Annotated in this window: 15 protein-coding genes and 2 tRNA genes; 6 read left to right on the forward strand and 11 right to left on the reverse strand. The window is 61.5% G+C overall.

Going from position 1 to position 15,559, the window contains the following annotated elements:
* Nucleotides 1-441: 441 nt before the first annotated feature.
* A tRNA-Val gene (locus FJ419_RS17040) sits at nucleotides 442-517 on the reverse strand.
* Nucleotides 518-734: 217 nt separating this feature from the next.
* Between FJ419_RS17040 and FJ419_RS17045 the strand changes: the two genes are divergently transcribed.
* Nucleotides 735-811, forward strand: a tRNA-Asp gene (locus tag FJ419_RS17045).
* A 292-nt stretch (nucleotides 812-1,103) separates the two neighbouring features.
* On the opposite strand, the gene FJ419_RS17050 is transcribed toward FJ419_RS17045, so the two are convergent.
* Complete coding sequence (locus FJ419_RS17050) at nucleotides 1,104-1,358, reverse strand: hypothetical protein (RefSeq protein ID WP_140695648.1); 255 nt, start codon at nucleotides 1,356-1,358, stop codon at nucleotides 1,104-1,106.
* Between the two features lie 242 nt (nucleotides 1,359-1,600).
* The gene (locus FJ419_RS17055; protein ID WP_140695651.1) at nucleotides 1,601-2,143 is read right to left on the reverse strand and encodes a hypothetical protein; all 543 of its coding nucleotides are present in this window, start codon (nucleotides 2,141-2,143) and stop codon (nucleotides 1,601-1,603) included.
* Between the two features lie 670 nt (nucleotides 2,144-2,813).
* Here FJ419_RS17055 and FJ419_RS17060 point away from each other — a divergent pair.
* Nucleotides 2,814-3,017: a hypothetical protein gene (locus FJ419_RS17060; protein WP_140542619.1), complete on the forward strand. Its 204-nt coding sequence runs from the start codon at nucleotides 2,814-2,816 to the stop codon at nucleotides 3,015-3,017.
* Nucleotides 3,018-3,032: 15 nt separating this feature from the next.
* On the opposite strand, the gene FJ419_RS31030 is transcribed toward FJ419_RS17060, so the two are convergent.
* The 4 genes from FJ419_RS31030 to ugpC all read right to left on the reverse strand — a co-directional run bounded on the left by FJ419_RS31030 (nucleotide 3,033) and on the right by ugpC (nucleotide 5,710).
* Nucleotides 3,033-3,131 carry a putative RiPP precursor gene (locus FJ419_RS31030; RefSeq protein WP_208648418.1) on the reverse strand — a complete coding sequence of 33 codons (99 nt, stop codon included), beginning with the start codon at nucleotides 3,129-3,131 and terminating at the stop codon, nucleotides 3,033-3,035.
* A 109-nt stretch (nucleotides 3,132-3,240) separates the two neighbouring features.
* Complete coding sequence (rbsK, locus tag FJ419_RS17065; RefSeq protein ID WP_140695655.1) at nucleotides 3,241-4,170, reverse strand: ribokinase; 930 nt, start codon at nucleotides 4,168-4,170, stop codon at nucleotides 3,241-3,243.
* 4 nt (nucleotides 4,171-4,174) lie between these two features.
* Nucleotides 4,175-4,627 (reverse strand): RbsD/FucU family protein, encoded by a 453-nt coding sequence (locus tag FJ419_RS17070; RefSeq protein ID WP_140695658.1) that lies wholly within the window; start codon nucleotides 4,625-4,627, stop codon nucleotides 4,175-4,177.
* 27 nt (nucleotides 4,628-4,654) lie between these two features.
* Nucleotides 4,655-5,710 carry a sn-glycerol-3-phosphate ABC transporter ATP-binding protein UgpC gene (ugpC, locus tag FJ419_RS17075; protein WP_140695661.1) on the reverse strand — a complete coding sequence of 352 codons (1,056 nt, stop codon included), beginning with the start codon at nucleotides 5,708-5,710 and terminating at the stop codon, nucleotides 4,655-4,657.
* Nucleotides 5,711-5,991: 281 nt separating this feature from the next.
* On the opposite strand from ugpC, the gene FJ419_RS17080 reads away from it, so the two are divergent.
* The 3 genes from FJ419_RS17080 to FJ419_RS17090 all read left to right on the forward strand — a co-directional run bounded on the left by FJ419_RS17080 (nucleotide 5,992) and on the right by FJ419_RS17090 (nucleotide 9,905).
* Nucleotides 5,992-7,668, forward strand: coding sequence for a sugar ABC transporter substrate-binding protein (locus FJ419_RS17080; RefSeq protein ID WP_140695664.1), 1,677 nt, complete (start codon nucleotides 5,992-5,994; stop codon nucleotides 7,666-7,668).
* Nucleotides 7,669-7,863: 195 nt separating this feature from the next.
* The gene (locus FJ419_RS17085; RefSeq protein ID WP_140627506.1) at nucleotides 7,864-8,979 is read left to right on the forward strand and encodes a sugar ABC transporter permease; all 1,116 of its coding nucleotides are present in this window, start codon (nucleotides 7,864-7,866) and stop codon (nucleotides 8,977-8,979) included.
* A gap of 8 nt (nucleotides 8,980-8,987) precedes the next feature.
* Complete coding sequence (locus FJ419_RS17090; RefSeq protein ID WP_140695667.1) at nucleotides 8,988-9,905, forward strand: carbohydrate ABC transporter permease; 918 nt, start codon at nucleotides 8,988-8,990, stop codon at nucleotides 9,903-9,905.
* Nucleotides 9,906-10,066: 161 nt separating this feature from the next.
* Here FJ419_RS17090 and FJ419_RS17095 read toward each other — a convergent pair whose 3' ends face one another.
* Both FJ419_RS17095 and hxlB read right to left on the reverse strand, forming a co-directional pair.
* A complete protein-coding gene (locus FJ419_RS17095; RefSeq protein ID WP_140695670.1) occupies nucleotides 10,067-10,810 on the reverse strand; it encodes a creatininase family protein in 744 nt (247 codons plus the stop codon).
* Between the two features lie 3 nt (nucleotides 10,811-10,813).
* Entirely contained in the window at nucleotides 10,814-11,380 is a 567-nt protein-coding gene (hxlB, locus tag FJ419_RS17100; RefSeq protein WP_140695673.1) for a 6-phospho-3-hexuloisomerase, read from the reverse strand.
* A 185-nt stretch (nucleotides 11,381-11,565) separates the two neighbouring features.
* Here hxlB and FJ419_RS17105 point away from each other — a divergent pair, with 185 nt between their 5' ends.
* Nucleotides 11,566-12,588, forward strand: a complete 1,023-nt coding sequence (locus tag FJ419_RS17105) for an aldo/keto reductase (protein WP_140695676.1) — start codon at nucleotides 11,566-11,568, stop codon at nucleotides 12,586-12,588.
* Between the two features lie 71 nt (nucleotides 12,589-12,659).
* Here FJ419_RS17105 and hupB read toward each other — a convergent pair whose 3' ends face one another.
* Both hupB and lon read right to left on the reverse strand, forming a co-directional pair.
* Entirely contained in the window at nucleotides 12,660-12,932 is a 273-nt protein-coding gene (gene hupB / locus FJ419_RS17110) for a DNA-binding protein HupB (protein WP_140532907.1), read from the reverse strand.
* Nucleotides 12,933-13,126: 194 nt separating this feature from the next.
* Nucleotides 13,127-15,538 (reverse strand): endopeptidase La, encoded by a 2,412-nt coding sequence (gene lon / locus FJ419_RS17115; RefSeq protein WP_140542609.1) that lies wholly within the window; start codon nucleotides 15,536-15,538, stop codon nucleotides 13,127-13,129.
* Nucleotides 15,539-15,559 lie beyond the last annotated feature (21 nt).

The following is a 15,559-nucleotide window of genomic DNA, read 5'->3' on the forward strand; positions in this document are numbered from 1 at the left end:
AATCACTGATCGAAATCGCAAGAGGCTCTTTTATGGATTTCTGCCCTGTCCTCGCTTTGGGCAGCGCGTAGAAGAAGCCACCGTCGAGAAGTTCTGCGAGCCAGAGGACGACCTCGCACGGTAGTGTAAGGCAGCAATCCGACTGTGAGCCCAAACGTAAGGCCCAAAATCCAGGGGTCGTTGAGTCCGCCGTCGGCATGCGCGGTGCCTGCCTTCTGCGTATCGATGGAGGGGAGATGGAGGAGATCGAGAGCCTGCAGGTTTTACCCGTCGAAGGCCGTCCGCTGACGCGCGATTCCTTCCGCAACCATCTGTTTTGTCGATTGCCGAAGGGCACACATAGCCGCTGCACAGAGTTGCTAGTTTGTAGCTAGGGGCGGTAACCCGTGAATTAGTTACCAACCAATGGATGGAATAACCGATTAAATTCAGAAGGTTATTTGGTGGGCGATGACGGGCTCGAACCGCCGACATCTTCGGTGTAAACGAAGCGCTCTACCAACTGAGCTAATCGCCCGCTTGAGCGCGGACCTTTAAGCAGTTAGGGCCGCATTCGCAAGGCTAAATGAACAGACGGCGTACCCGTCGGGGCACGGATTTCCCCAGCCTCGGCGCCGCTGTCAAAAAACCTTCTCCTGATTGCTGTAATGCTTGAATGCCGCGCTTGACACCCGCAGGCGAACCCCTTATCCACCGCCCAACGACGAACACGGCTGACACGTGCTCGTCAGTGCGCGGGTGTAGCTCAGTCGGTTAGAGTGCCGGCCTGTCACGCCGGAGGTCGCGGGTTCGAGCCCCGTCACTCGCGCCATCTTTTCAATAAGTTGGCCGTTGAGGTAGAGGTCAAAAGTCTGAATGCCGGACAGGCAATTCAGACTTTTAGCTCTTTTTGTTCCTAGCTCTTTTTGTTCCCCCTGAGAGCCCGCCTTCCCTCGCGTCGAACATCATCCGCACGCCTGACCATTTCGATCTGGACCGACACATAGGTTTGCTCAAGCTTCTTCGATTCGGACAGCGAGTTGGCGAGCTTCGCCGACAACGCGGTTACCCTCGACGCCGCCGCCAACGGCCTCGGTTCTCCCCCGATCGACGGAAGTCCAGCATCATCCTGGTGTCGCCCGGGAACACCACCTTGCGGATGTCCCGGAAATCCTCCGAAAATGAATTTTTCCGATAGGCCGCACCACGACGCGTACGGAAAATCTCCATGCTCCGATCGGCTCGGCCTCGCCGAACTGTTTTTCGAGGTTGAAAAGCCGCTCGGTGCGGCGATGAGCGTGCAGCCGTTTCTTTTCGGCGATGGCTGGATCGAGGTGCGCGACGGAAACGACACCGCGCGCGCGCTCTTCGATCGACACTGCAGCCGCTACTTCTATGCCGACGGTCGCAAGCCGACACTGTTCGTCCGGCCCGGGCGAGAAGATGGTGCTGCTCGCCCCAGACGCCGGCGCCCTTTGCGTGTGACGCAAGTTTTTCAGCAACGACGGCCAGAAGGGCGTGAACTGCGCCGTTTACCGCGAGACCAGTGGCGCAGAGGTGACGCTCCAGACCCGGAAAAGGGAACGGAGCGCCGTGGTCCTCTCACAGACAACTGCAGTGGCTACTTGGGGGCTGTTACAGTGCCGTGGCTCTTGGTACTATGATTGCGCCATTGCAGAACAATTGGGTTAAAGCCAGTTGCTATAAATTCTCCACCATTCATGTGGCCGACCAAGTTTCCTCCCTGGATATCGACATCATATCCATCTGGAGCATAGAGATTTGAAATTGCGGCAGGATGCAGAAAGAAATTGGTCAACGAAACTACAGTAGTGCCGACTGCCACAACTCCTCCAATCGCCGCAGCTGCGATCGCCAAGCTAGCACCGCCCGTGAATGGAGCAGCACCCGCGGCCGCCAGTACGCCTGCAGACCCAACTACGATCTCTGCAATTTTCCAGGCGTTGTTATCTCTGACGTTGATTTTGTTTTGCCCGTTTGACGGGATCACTGTTAGATCATGCCAGATCGCATCGTTCAGAGTCCATGTGAAGTCTGTTTTGGGAGCCACATCGTTCTTGCAGTATTGAACTACGCCCGCGGTCGACAGGGCGACGTGGACCGGCACGCCGGAATCGTTAACTATATGGAAGTGTGAAGTCATCGAAATTTCCTCCTGACGGTCCCGCACCTCGACTTCATCTCAATTAAATCTAGCCGCTGTTTCACGACCCGCCAATTCGCATCTGATACTATTAGGCACGCTCACACTAGGGAGACTCGTGGTTAACGCTTCAGGGGCCGGCGGAGAATTGCTGTGAGCGTTTTCAAGATATAATATGCTATACTAGAAACTCGAAGGTCATGCCGTCGACGGCAGCACAAAGCGACGTCCAGTATTCGTCGGCTCTGAAGTAAGCTGGCGGCACATGGACCTTTGAAGATCTCAATTCCTTCATCTCAAACCCGGCTTTCGCTTTGCCTGGAACAGCCATGATTTTCCCGGGCCTGCGAGACGAGAACCAGCGAGCAAACCTGATCGCTTACCTGCGGACCTTGAGCGACAGGCCGTTGCCGCTTCCCGAGAATTGATTGCTCCTGCGAATATGCGGCGCGACTGCGCTTCGGTGAGGCCCGCGCCCTCCTGGCCGAAGAAGACCGGCCGATTGTCCTCGTCGCACTGGTCGGCATCAACGTTGGCAGGCGTCAATTCAAAGCCTTGAAGGGGCCTCCGCGCGAATGCCGCAGCAGGTTTGCCGTCTGAGATCCTTGATCCCGGAACCATTCCAATCTTGTCCCGTTCAGCCAACGGGCGAAAAGACGGGAGAGATAAGATGGCTGTGAGATGTCGGATTTCCATCGACGACGAAAGGGATGTCGACGAGCTCGCCTTCCAGGAATTGCCGCGGGTCGGCGAAAGCGTGTCGATGCCGGTCGAAGGGTCGAGCAGGGACCTTCGTGTGCTCCGTGTCGTGCATATGCCCGGCAGCGAGCAAGGCGCAACGACGATGCTGGAGTTGACCAGCAGAATTCTTTAGCGCTGCCCCCTCGAATCATTCGCCCAGCACAACCCCGGAAGCGACGATCTGGGCCGTCCGTTCGGTGAGCTTCTGGCGCTTTACCAGCGTGGGCTTTTCGTAAGGCTTTTTCATCCTACCGTTCCAAATCGGCGCGCAGACAGGACGATGAACGCGCTCGCCTCAGTTGCGTTCCGCAATAAGGGGCCGCTAAAAAAGCCGCAAAAAGTGGAAGGTGGAGGGCTCAGGCCCTGGCGAGCAGCGCCTCGACCTCCTGCGATGTCGGCATCGACGGCGCGGTGCCGGGGCGGGTCACCGAGACGCCGGCGACCGCGCAGGCAAAGCGTACGGCCTCCAGCGGCTCGATGCCTTTTGCCAGGGCGGCCGCGAGACCGCCGTTGAACGCGTCACCCGCCCCCGTCGTCTCGATCACCGGGCCGGCATTGACCGCGTCGACATGTTCGGAGCGGGCCTTGGTGTGCAGCAGCGCGCCCTTTTCACCCAACGTCACGATGACTGCGCCGACACCTTTGGCCAGCAGCACGTCGGCGGCGCGGCGGGCGTCGTTGATCGACGAAATCTTGATGCCGGTCAGCCCTTCGGCCTCTGTCTCGTTGGGCGTGACATAGTCGCAGAGCGCGTAGATGCGGTCGGGCAGGCTTGCGGCCGGCGCGGGATTTAGGATGGTCGTCACCCCTGCCCCGCGCGCGATCTCGAGCGCCTTCAAGGCTGCGTCGATCGGCTGTTCGAGCTGGGTGACGAAGACACCGGCGGACCGGATCAGGCCGGCATGCGCCTCGATGTCGGCAGGCGAGATCAGCATCGCCGCGCCCGGGCTGACGATGATGGCATTGTTGCCGCTGCCTTCCTCGACGAAGATATAGGCCGCGCCCGTATAGCTGTCCGGCGTATCGATGACGGCGCTTTTCACGCCTGCGTCCTTCCACGTCTGCTTTGCCATGTCGGCGAAGGCATCGACGCCGAGCCTGGTCAGGAAGGTGATGTCGGCACCGAGCTTGCCTGCCGCCACGGCCTGGTTCGAGCCCTTGCCGCCCGGGCCGAGCTTGAAGGAATTGCCGAGGATCGTTTCGCCCAGGCGCGGCTGGCGGTCGGCGCGATAGGCGGTGTCGGCGACGAACACGCCCAAGATGATGATGGGTTTGCCGGTAGCCATGTCCTTACTCCGCATCCGGCGGCACGACGCCCTTGCGGAAGGCAAAGCAGCCATAGAAGCGGCGCTCGCCGGTCTGGATCACGCAATAGGCTTTCTTGGAGCGCTCGTAGAAGGCGTAGCGTTCGATCGAGATCATCGGCCAGGGCTTGCCCTCGGCCGCATCGATCTCCTTCTGCACCTCCTTCTGCACCGGCGGGATTTCGCCCGGCTTGCCGACGATCTCCATGCGCGCTGCCGCATCGTCGACGAAAGTATCCAGCGGATAGAGCGACAGCACCGCCTTCACCACCTCCGCCGCCGTCGCGTCGATGCGCAACAGCTTGCCGAGCACCGTCTGCCTGGCCACAGAATCGGACGGGAAATTGGTGTCGGCGATGATCAGGTCGTCGCCATGGCCCATCGCCCGCAGCGCCTGGAGCACATCGGCATTGAGCAGCGGGTTGATCCCTTTGAGCATGGTTTCCTCTTGGAGGGTTGTGTGCGGTTAGAGACGCTTGCCGGTTGCGGCGTCGAAGAGGTGGACCTGGTCGAGACGCGGCTTGAGCTTGAGCGTGTCGCCCGGCTTGAAGTCGTGACGCTCGCGGAATAGCGCCACCATCTCGCCCTCGCCGAACCGTAGGAAAACCAACGTCTCCGAGCCTGTCGGTTCGACCACCGAAATCGTCGATGCGACGCCGTCGGGATGGATTTCCAGGTGCTCGGGGCGCACGCCATAGACGACGGCCTGGCCGTCCGCCGCGGCGATACTGGTCGGCATCGGAAACGCTGAGCCTGCAATATCGACCACGGGCTTGTCGCCCTTTTTCACGCCCTTGAGTAGGTTCATCGCCGGCGAGCCGATGAAGCCGGCGACGAACAGATTGGCCGGCCGGTCGAACAGTTCAAGCGGCGCGCCGACCTGCTCGATGCGGCCGTCGCGCATCACGACGATCTTGTCGGCCATGGTCATGGCCTCGATCTGGTCGTGGGTGACGTAGATGGTGGTCGTCTTCAGCCGCTGGTGCAGTTCCTTGATTTCGGTGCGCATCTGCACGCGCAGCTTGGCGTCAAGGTTGGAAAGCGGCTCGTCGAACAGGAACACCTGCGGATTGCGCACGATGGCGCGGCCCATGGCGACGCGCTGGCGCTGGCCGCCCGAAAGCTGGCGCGGATAGCGCTTGAGATAAGGCGCGAGGTCGAGGATGTCAGCTGCGCGCTTCACCCGTTCGGCGACGACGGCAGGATCGGTGCCGCGCAGCTTCAGCGCGAAGGCCATGTTCTGCTCCACCGTCTTGTGCGGATAGAGCGCATAGTTCTGGAACACCATGGCGATGTCGCGCTTCGCCGGCGGCAGGTTGTTGACGACGCGGTCGCCGATCGAGATCGTGCCGCCAGAAACGGTCTCCAGCCCGGCCACCATCCTCAAGAGCGTGGACTTGCCGCACCCCGACGGACCGACCAGCACGACGAACTGTCCGTCGGCAATATCGACGCTGACCTCATGCAGGACCTTGACGGTTCCGAACGCCTTGGCCACACTGCTGATCGCGACTTGAGCCATCGTCTCCCCTTTATCGTTTGCGGTGAAGCTAGCCATTGCGAACGGCAACGGCAAGTCGGTATCTTATAGATAAAAAGCCAATCTTGTTGACAAGGTAATCGATTACGCGAATAGTTGCGAGTGCCAATCCGACAGCCGGTTCTTGTCCCGGAAAATCGGAGCTCCAGGCGACGCAGGATGGGGGCCCCCGTCCTCCTATGGTATAGGAGAACCACAGACGCTTCGGCGTCGGACAGATTGGCAAGTCAATTCACGACTGAAGTTCTGGGAGGAACATTGAGATGAGAGTCGATCTTTACGAGAAACTGGTGCGAGCCGGGGCGACGCGCCGCGATTTGCTGAAGGGCGCCGCCAGCATGGCGGCACTTGCTGCGGCGTCCGGCGCCGGGCTCGGTGCGCTGACCAGGCCGGCAGCGGCGGCCGACAATCTGCGCGCGAAAATCCTGCAGATACCGGGCGTCGGCAAGGGCCAGCCGACGGATGCCGACTTTCAGAAGGTCGGCGAGCTCTGCCTCGAGGCGACCAAGGCCAATGTCAAGGAAGGCGAGTTCGCCGGTGTCGAGCTCACCTTCATGGGCCTCAACAACCAGAACCTGCACAACGTGCTGTTCCGCGGCTTCCTGAAGCCATGGGAAACTTATACCGGTGCCAAGATCAATTGGATCGACCTGGCGCAGGCTGACTACAACCCGCGTCTGCAGCAGGCCATCGCCACCAACACAGTCGATTTTGACATCGTCGAGATGGGCGCGCCTTTCGAAGGCGATGTCTGCGGCAAGGGCCTTACCTCCGAAATGCCTGACTGGGTGAAGAAGCAGATCGATATGGACGATCTGGTGGCCTATCTGAAGCCGCCGGTCGGCACCTGGAATGGGAAGCAGTATCGGGTGACCGTCGATGGCGACACGCACAACTTCAACTACCGCACGGACGTGTTCTCCGACTCCGACCTGGCGGCGGCTTGGAAAGCTGACAGCGGCGACAAGGCAGGCCTGACGGAATGGGGCGTGCCGAAGACCTGGCAGCAGGTGCAGGCCGTGACCAAATTCCTCAAGGGTAAGCAGATGAAGGGCCAAGACGTCTATGGCTATCTCGATGCGCCTAAGCCCTGGGGCGGTTTCGGCTTCTACTTCCTTGGCAGCCGTGCCAGCGCCTATGCCAAGCACCCCGATGACAAGGCATGGCTGTTCGATCCGGATACTATGAAACCGCGCGTCAACAACCCGGCTTGGGTGCGGGCGATTCAGGACGTCATCGATGCGCTGCCTTTCGAACCCCAAGATCAAATTAACGCCGACCCTAACCAGACCTGCTTCTCCCAATTCCTGGGCGGCACTGGTTCGATGCTGGCTTGGTGGGGAGATGCTGGGTCGAATGCGAAGACCAACGACTCCTCGGTCGTCGGCGACGTCACCGGCTTCTCGATCCTGCCGGGCTCTGACGACGTCTACAATTCCAAGACCGGCAAGTGGGAAAAGCTCGCCAGCGGTCCGAGCTACGCGCCGAACTGCGCCTATCTCGGCTGGGGCGTCTATGTCATGGCCCGCGTCGATTCCGACGAAAAGAAGAAGAAGGCCGCATGGTCGGCGGCGGCTCATCTCGGCGGCAAGGACCTGTCGCTGTGGTGCGCGGCCTACCCGTCGGGCTTCCAGCCCTACCGCAACTCCCATTTCAATATCCCGGAATGGGTGGCAGCCGGCTATGACGAGGCTTTCATCAGTTCGTATCTGAAGTCTGAAGCCGACAGCTACAACCATCCGAACGCGGCGATCGAGCCGCGCATCCCCGGCATCTTCCAGTACTATGCTGCCGCCGAGGACATCCTGGCCAACACCTTTGCCGGCAAGATGAAGGCGCAGGAAGGCGCCGACGCCATCGCCGCCGCCTGGGAAAAGCTGACCGACCAGATCGGCCGCGAAAACCAGATCAAGCTCTACAAAGCCTCGCTCGGCATGTAGGCTGGCTTATGAGACGTCGCGGCCCGGTGGCACATCGTCACCGGGCCGCATTTTTACCGGCTCGGCCGGTTTGATGCGTTGGAGCAATTCCAGGAAAAGTGTGAGCGGTTTTCCGTCCGGAATTGCGTAAAAACAAAGAGATAGGGCGTTGCGTCGTTTCCGTGAAACGGTGAAGCGCTCTAGAAGGCGAGAGGCGTGGCTGAGCAGACTTCGACCGTGAATGCGTGGCCGGCAGATCCGGCCGACCTGATCCCGGCAGGCCGCAAGCGCCTCGGCTGGGGCGTGCTGGCCATTGCAACCCTTGGCCTGCTGGCGATCATCGTCGTGCAGATCCTCTACAAGACCGAGATGTCCACGGTCGGCTTCGACACCTGGCGCCCCGTGGTCTACGCTTATGTGCTGTGGGGTGTGGCGCTCGGCGCCTGGCAGGTGCTGACGCGCGGCGAGGACGGCCAGCGCGCGCTGTTCCTGTTGCCGGCCCTGCTGTTCACCATCGCCATGGTGATTTTCCCGACGCTGTTCGGCTTCTACATCGCGCTCACCGACTGGAACCTCAGTTCCTTCAGCGGGCGCAGGTTCAACGGCCTCGACAATTTCTGGCAAATGCTGGCCGACCCTTACTACCGCAACGCTCTGTTCAACATGGTGCTCTATGTGCTTGCGGTGCTGGTCGAATATGTCATCGCCTTCGGCCTGGCGCTGCTGCTCAATGCGCAGATCCGCGCCCGCAAATTCTTCCGCGTCGTTTTCCTGCTGCCGCTGATGCTGTCGCCGGTCGCAGTCTCCTGGATGATCGGCAAATCACTGATGGAGTACCGGTTCGGACCGGCGGCGACGCTGGCGCGTCATCTCGGCTGGAACAATCCCGCCTTCTTCTCCGATCCGATCACCGCCCGCATCTCGATCATGGTGCTTGACGCATGGACCTTCATTCCGTTCATGATGATCATGCTGCTCGCCGGCCTGCAGGCGATGTCGCGGGAGGTGATCGAGGCGGCGCGCGTCGATGGCGCGAATGCGTGGCAGAGTTTCTGGCAGGTTACCTTTCCGCTGATGCTGCCGGTGTCGGTGACCGCGTTGATCCTGCGCGTTATCTTCAAGCTGAAGCTCGCCGACATCATTATCACGGTGACCTCCGGCGGCCCCGGCGGCGCCACTGATTCCGTTTCGAGCTTCATCTACCGCGAATATCGCGACCGCTCGAATGTCGGCTACGGCACCATGCTGGCCATGGCCTATCTGGTCATCATCGTCGTGTTCGTGACCTGGCTGCTGAAATTCGCCAGTCGCTTCGTGCGCAACGTCAACTGAGCGGCATCATGAGCGTCCAGACCACCGACTACACCGTTTCCGAAATCCGCTCGCCGGCGGCCTTCATCGCCAGCCGCGTCTTCATCTATGGCGCGCTTATCTTCTGGGCTTGCGTCTGCCTGTTCCCGATCTACTGGACGATCACCACCTCGTTCAAATCGGCGGTCGACGTCACGCAAGGTCATCTCATTCCCTTCGTCGACTTCACGTCTGACTGGAAGGGCTGGCGCTCGCTCGGCCTGTCGCCGGATTCGATCTCCCAGACCTCGACCGTGCGCGACGAATTCCTCAAACGCTTCATGAACTCGGTCATCACCTCGGTCGGCGCATCGAGCCTCGCCATCATCATCGGCAGCCTCGCCGCCTATGGCCTTGTCCGCTACCGCTACAAGTTCGCCTGGTTCAAGAACGAGGACATCTCCTTCTTCTTCCTGTCGCAGCTGATCCTGCCGCCGGTCGTTCTGGCGCTGCCTTTCCTGGTGCTCTACCGGGAAGTGGCCCTCCTCGATACGCGCATCGGGCTCGTGCTCCTCTACACGCTGATGGTGCTGCCGATCGTCATCTGGATCATGCGCGACCAGTTCAACTCGATACCCGTTGAATTGGAGGAGGCGGCCCTTGTCGACGGGCTGTCGATCTGGGGCGCCTTTTTTCGCATCGTCATGCCGATCGCGCTGCCCGGCATGGTCGCCGCCTTCATCCTGGCGATGGTGCTGTGCTGGAACGAGTATTTCTTCGCCGCGCTGCTGACGTCGACCGATGCCAAGACCATCCCCGTCATGGTGGCGAGCCAGACCGGCTCGCAAGGCATCAACTGGTGGTCGATGGCGGCCTTGGCCACCGCCGCGATCGCGCCGCTGGCGATCATCGGCATCGCGCTCGAGCGCTATCTGATCATGGGCATGACGGCCGGCTCGGTGAAGTAGGATGACTTCCCCTTCCCCCTTGTGAGGGGGTGGCCGCGAAGCGGCCGGATGAGGGGTGTCCCAGGGAAGCCGACGTCTCACTCCGCTGGAACACCCCTCATCCGTCTCGGCGCTGCGCGCCGATCCACCTTCTCCCACAAGGGGAGAAGGAAGAACCGCGCCTATCGCACCAGGATCGACCGCAAATGATCGAGGATCATGGCGACGCCGATCTTGCCGAGGCCCGCCGAGGCTTCCGCAGCGCTTCTCGTGTACCAGCCGGTGTTGTCGGCCAAATGCTTCTCGTCCACCGCCTCCGGGCACAGCGCCAGCATCAGCGAGGTTTCGCCGATGCCGGCATGGTCGAACGGATATTTGCCGTTCATCGCGGCCGGCATCAACGGATGCACCTGCACCCAGTTGAAGACATTCTCGCCCTGCGCATGGCCGGCATAGTAATCGGCCATGGTGTTGGAACCCCACCAGCCCTCGCCGCGCTCCTTTTCCAGGAAACGGAAGATCGCCTGCCGTCCAGCGCTCTTGAAGGCGAGATCGGTCGGCATGCCGGCCGCGAAATTCTCGGTCTGGTGGTGGATGATGGCGTGGATGTTGCGGAAGCCGATACGCAGCAGGCCGTAGAACAATTCCTCCGCGAAAGGCGAAAGCGCCGGGCCGCCGACCTGCACCGAGCCGCTGCCTTCCGGCGCCGCCACCGCATAGCTTGCCGCGCCGTAATAGAAGGGCGGCAGGATGACGAGGTCCCTTTCCTTCTCGATCAGCTCCACCGTCTTGACGACCGCCAGCGTGTCCATGCCGACCGCCATGTGCTCGCCGTGATATTCGAGCACGCCGAGCGGCAGCACCACCGGCCAGTTCTCCTCGATCGCCTTGCGGATCTGGTGCGGCAGCATCAGCTCGTAGCGCATTCTCTACTCCATATTGGTATGCCTGGCGCGCATCGCTTCTGGCGTCGCGCCAGTGAGCGCTTTGAGCTTCAGCACCATGATCTCGAACAGAAGAAACAGCGCGCCTTCGAACAGCGAGCCCATCGGCAGCACCGAGCTTCTTGCCTCGCCCTGGTCGCTGGCCATCGTCTGCGCTGGGATGACGAGCGTGAAGTCGGCGAGCTTGGCTGCGCTGCTTTCCGGTTCTGCGGTCAAGAGCAGCACCTTGGCGCCGGCCTCGCGGGCAACCCGCATCAAGGTCAGCACCGTGGTAGTCTCGCCTGGACCTGAGCTCGCCAGGAACACATCCCCTCGCCCCAGCGGCGGCATGGTCATGTCGCCGACGACCGAAACCGGCAGGCCGAGATGGTAGAGCCGCATGGCGAAGCCCTTCACCTGAAGCGCCTCGCGGCCGCAACCATAGACGGCGATCCTGCCGGCGCCGGCCAGCATTGCGCAGGCGGCGTCGATGCGAGCTTCATCCGTGCGCGCCAGCACCGCGCCAAGCTCGTCCAGCGCGGTCGCGAACATCCCTGATGCGGCTTTGGTCATGACGGCTCACCTTGCCTGCCGGGGCGTCGCTTGCCTCTATGGATTTGCGGCTCGCGACCACGAAAGGCTTGTTTTTGTTCATGCTACCACTGCGAAAATCGCTGTCCAACGAGCCTCGGCACTTTTGCTGGGCCACGAGCGTGATAGTGTCATGTCAGACAAATCACTCCGGGACATCGTCAGACATGAAGACACGGCACTTCGACCGCATCGGCAATGGCGGCATCACCTTCACCGAGCTCGGCTTCGGCACCGCGCCGCTCGGCAATCTCTATCGCGCCATCTCCGACGAGGACGCCAATGCCACCCTGGAAGCGGCATGGGCGACCGGCTGCCGCTACTTCGATACGGCGCCGCTCTATGGCCTCGGCCTGTCGGAGACCCGCCTCAACCCCTTCCTGCGCGGCAGGAAGCGCGACGACTATGTGCTGTCGAGCAAGGTTGGGCGCATCATGCGCGTCGCCCCGCCGGACCAGCGCACCGGCATCGGCAAGTTCTTCGAGACGCCGTCGCGCCGGGAAGTCTACGACTACTCCTATGATGGCGTCATGCGCTCCTTCGAGGCCTCGCTGGAGCGCCTCGGCGTCGATCGCATCGATATCCTCTTCGTCCACGACGTCGACATCTTTACCCATGGCAGCAAGGAAGCCTCCGATGCCCGCATCGAGGAGTTCATGTCGTCCGGCTATTACGGGCTGCTTTCGCTGCGCGACCAGGGCGTCATCAAGGCCTTTGGCGGCGGCATCAACGAGTGGCAGGTGGCACAGACACTCGCCGAACGCGGCGATTTCGACCTGTTCCTGCTCGCCGGCCGCTACACGCTGCTCGAACAGGAAGCGCTGCAATCCTTCCTGCCGCTTTGCCAGAAGCGCGGCATCGGCATCGTGCTGGGCGGCCCCTACAATTCCGGCGTGCTGGCGACCGGCCCGAAGCCCGGCGCCTTCTACAATTACAGCGAGGCGCCGAAGGAGATCCTGGATCGCGTGGCGCGCATCGAAGCCGTCTGCAAGCGCCACAATGTGCGCCTGATCGAGGCGGCTCTGCAGTTCCCGCTGCAGCATCCTTCGGTGGTGTCGGTGATCCCTGGCGGCCAGCGGCCGGCCGAGGTCGAAAGCAACCGCGCCCTGCTCGACACCAAGATACCTGCGGCGCTGTGGGCGGATTTGAAACAGGAAGGCCTGATGCGCGCCGACGCGCCGACGGCCTGAGCGGCCGCGAACAGCCGCAAAAAAGAAAAGCCGGGCTTGCCCGGCTTTTCTGGTCTTAAAAGAAAAAGGTCTTAGTTGACCGCGTCCTTGAGGCCCTTGCCGGCCGAGAACTTCGGCACGGTGCGCGCCGGAATCTGCACTTCCGCGCCGGTCTGCGGGTTGCGGCCGGTCGAAGCAGCGCGTTTTGACACGGTGAAATTTCCGAAGCCGACAAGCCGGACATCGCCGCCCTTCTTCAGTTCGCCAGTGATCACGGAGAACACCGCATCGACGGCGGACTGCGCATCAGCCTTCGAAATGCTTGCGGAGTCGGCGACGGCGGACACCAGTTCGTTCTTGTTCATAAAAATTCCCTTCCATGAGAAACCGGAACCACGACTCATCCGGCAGGAAACGGACTTTAGAAAGAAGCGCTCCGGAACCCAAGCCCGAAAACCGCGGAATTCCGGGCTTTTTTCCACTTTTTCGTGGCTTTTCACATGAAAAAGCCGGGCTTGAAGCCCGGCTCTCTCTTTGTGCGCTGCAATATTAGCAAGAACTAATGAGCAAGCGACTTTCCGGCTTCGTCGCCACTGTCGACCGGAGCCGGCGCATTGACCGGCTCGACCCACTCGATCGGCTCCGGCATCCTGGTCAGCGCATGCGCGAGCACCTCGCCGACCCGCGAGACCGGGACGATCTCCATGCCGTTCTTCACATTGTCCGGAATCTCCGCCAGATCCTTGACGTTCTCTTCCGGGATCAGGACCTTCTTGATGCCGCCGCGCAACGCCGCGAGCAGCTTCTCCTTCAGGCCGCCAATCGGCAGAATACGGCCGCGCAGCGTGATCTCGCCAGTCATCGCCACATCGGCGCGGACCGGAATACCCGTCAGCACCGACACGATGGCCGTGGCCATGGCCGCACCGGCGGACGGGCCGTCCTTCGGCGTGGCACCCTCCGGCAAATGCACGTGGATGTCGCGCTTGTCGAACAGCGGCGGCTCGATGCCGAAATCGATGGCGCGCGAGCGGACGTAGGACGCCGCCGCCGAGATCGATTCCTTCATCACGTCGCGCAAATTGCCGGTCACCGTCATGCGACCCTTGCCGGGCATCATGACGCCTTCGACCGTCAGCAGCTCGCCGCCGACTTCCGTCCAGGCAAGACCCGTGACCACGCCGACCTGATCGTCGGCCTCGATCTGGCCGAAGCGGAAGCGCGGCACGCCGAGATAATCGGCGAGGTTGTCCGCCGTGATCTTCACCGTCTTCTTCTTCGTCCGCAGGATCTCGGTCACCGCCTTGCGGCCGAGCTTCATCAGCTCGCGCTCCAGGCTGCGCACGCCGGCTTCCCGCGTGTAGGTCTGGATGATGCCGCGGATCGCGTCCTCGCCGACCGAGAATTCGTTCGGCTGCAGGGCATGGTCGCGGATCACCTTGGGCATCAGGTGACGCTTGGCGATCTCGATCTTCTCGTCCTCGGTGTAACCGGCGATACGGATGATTTCCATGCGGTCCATCAGAGGCGCAGGGATGTTCAGCGTGTTCGCCGTCGTCACGAACATCACGCTCGACAGGTCGTATTCGACCTCGAGGTAATGATCCATGAACGTCGAGTTCTGTTCCGGATCGAGCACTTCGAGCAGAGCCGAGGACGGATCGCCGCGGAAGTCCTGGCCCATCTTGTCGATCTCATCGAGCAGGAAGAGCGGGTTGGACTTCTTGGCCTTCTTCATCGACTGGATGACCTTGCCGGGCATCGAGCCGATATAGGTCCGCCTGTGGCCACGGATCTCGGCCTCGTCGCGCACGCCGCCGAGCGCCATGCGGATGAACTCGCGACCGGTGGCCTTGGCGATCGACTTGCCGAGCGAGGTCTTGCCGACGCCGGGCGGGCCGACGAGGCACAGGATCGGCCCCTTCAGCTTCTTCTGGCGGCTCTGCACGGCGAGATACTCGACGATGCGTTCCTTGACCTTGTCGAGGCCGAAGTGATCGGCATCGAGCACGTCCTGCGCAAAGGCGAGGTCCTGCTTGACCTTGGAGTTCTTGCCCCACGGGATCGACAAGAGCCAATCGAGATAGTTGCGCACGACCGTCGATTCAGCCGACATCGGCGACATCGAGCGCAGCTTCTTCAACTCGGCCTCCGCCTTTTCGCGGGCCTCCTTGGAGAGCTTGGTCTTCTTGATGCGCGCTTCGATCTCGGCGGCCTCGTCGCGGCCGTCCTCGCCCTCGCCGAGCTCCTTCTGGATCGCCTTCATCTGCTCGTTGAGGTAGTACTCGCGCTGCGTCTTCTCCATCTGGCGCTTGACGCGCGAACGGATGCGCTTTTCCACCTGGAGCACGGAGATTTCGGCTTCCATGAAGCCCATCGCCTTCTCCAGACGCTCCTTGACGGAAAGCGTCGCAAGCATCTCCTGCTTCTCGGGGATCTTGATGGCGAGATGCGATGCAACAGTATCGGCGAGCTTGGAATAATCGTCGATCTGGCTGGCGGCGCCCACCACTTCGGGCGAGATCTTCTTGTTCAGCTTGACGTAATTCTCGAAGTCGGTGACGACCGAGCGGGCAAGCGCCTCGATTTCGACCTCTTCCTCTTCCGGCTCGGCGAGCGCCGTGGCGCGGGCCTCATGGAAATCGGCACGGTCGGTGAACGAGACGATTTTGGCGCGCGAGGCGCCCTCGACCAGCACCTTCACGGTGCCGTCGGGAAGCTTCAAAAGCTGCAGCACATTGGCGAGCGTGCCGATGTCGAAAATCGCACCGGGCTCAGGATCGTCGTCGGCTGCATTCATCTGGGTGGCAAGCAGGATCTGTTTTTCCTGACCCATCACCTCTTCCAGCGCCTTGATCGACTTTTCACGGCCCACGAAGAGCGGAACGATCATATGCGGGAACACGACGATATCGCGCAGTGGGAGGACTGCGAAAACGCCGTCGCCGGAAGCCTTGGATATCTTGGCCATTGTCCAACCTTTCATGTCGCG

The organism is Mesorhizobium sp. B2-6-2 (assembly GCF_006440615.1).
In the GTDB taxonomy this organism is placed as follows: domain Bacteria; phylum Pseudomonadota; class Alphaproteobacteria; order Rhizobiales; family Rhizobiaceae; genus Mesorhizobium.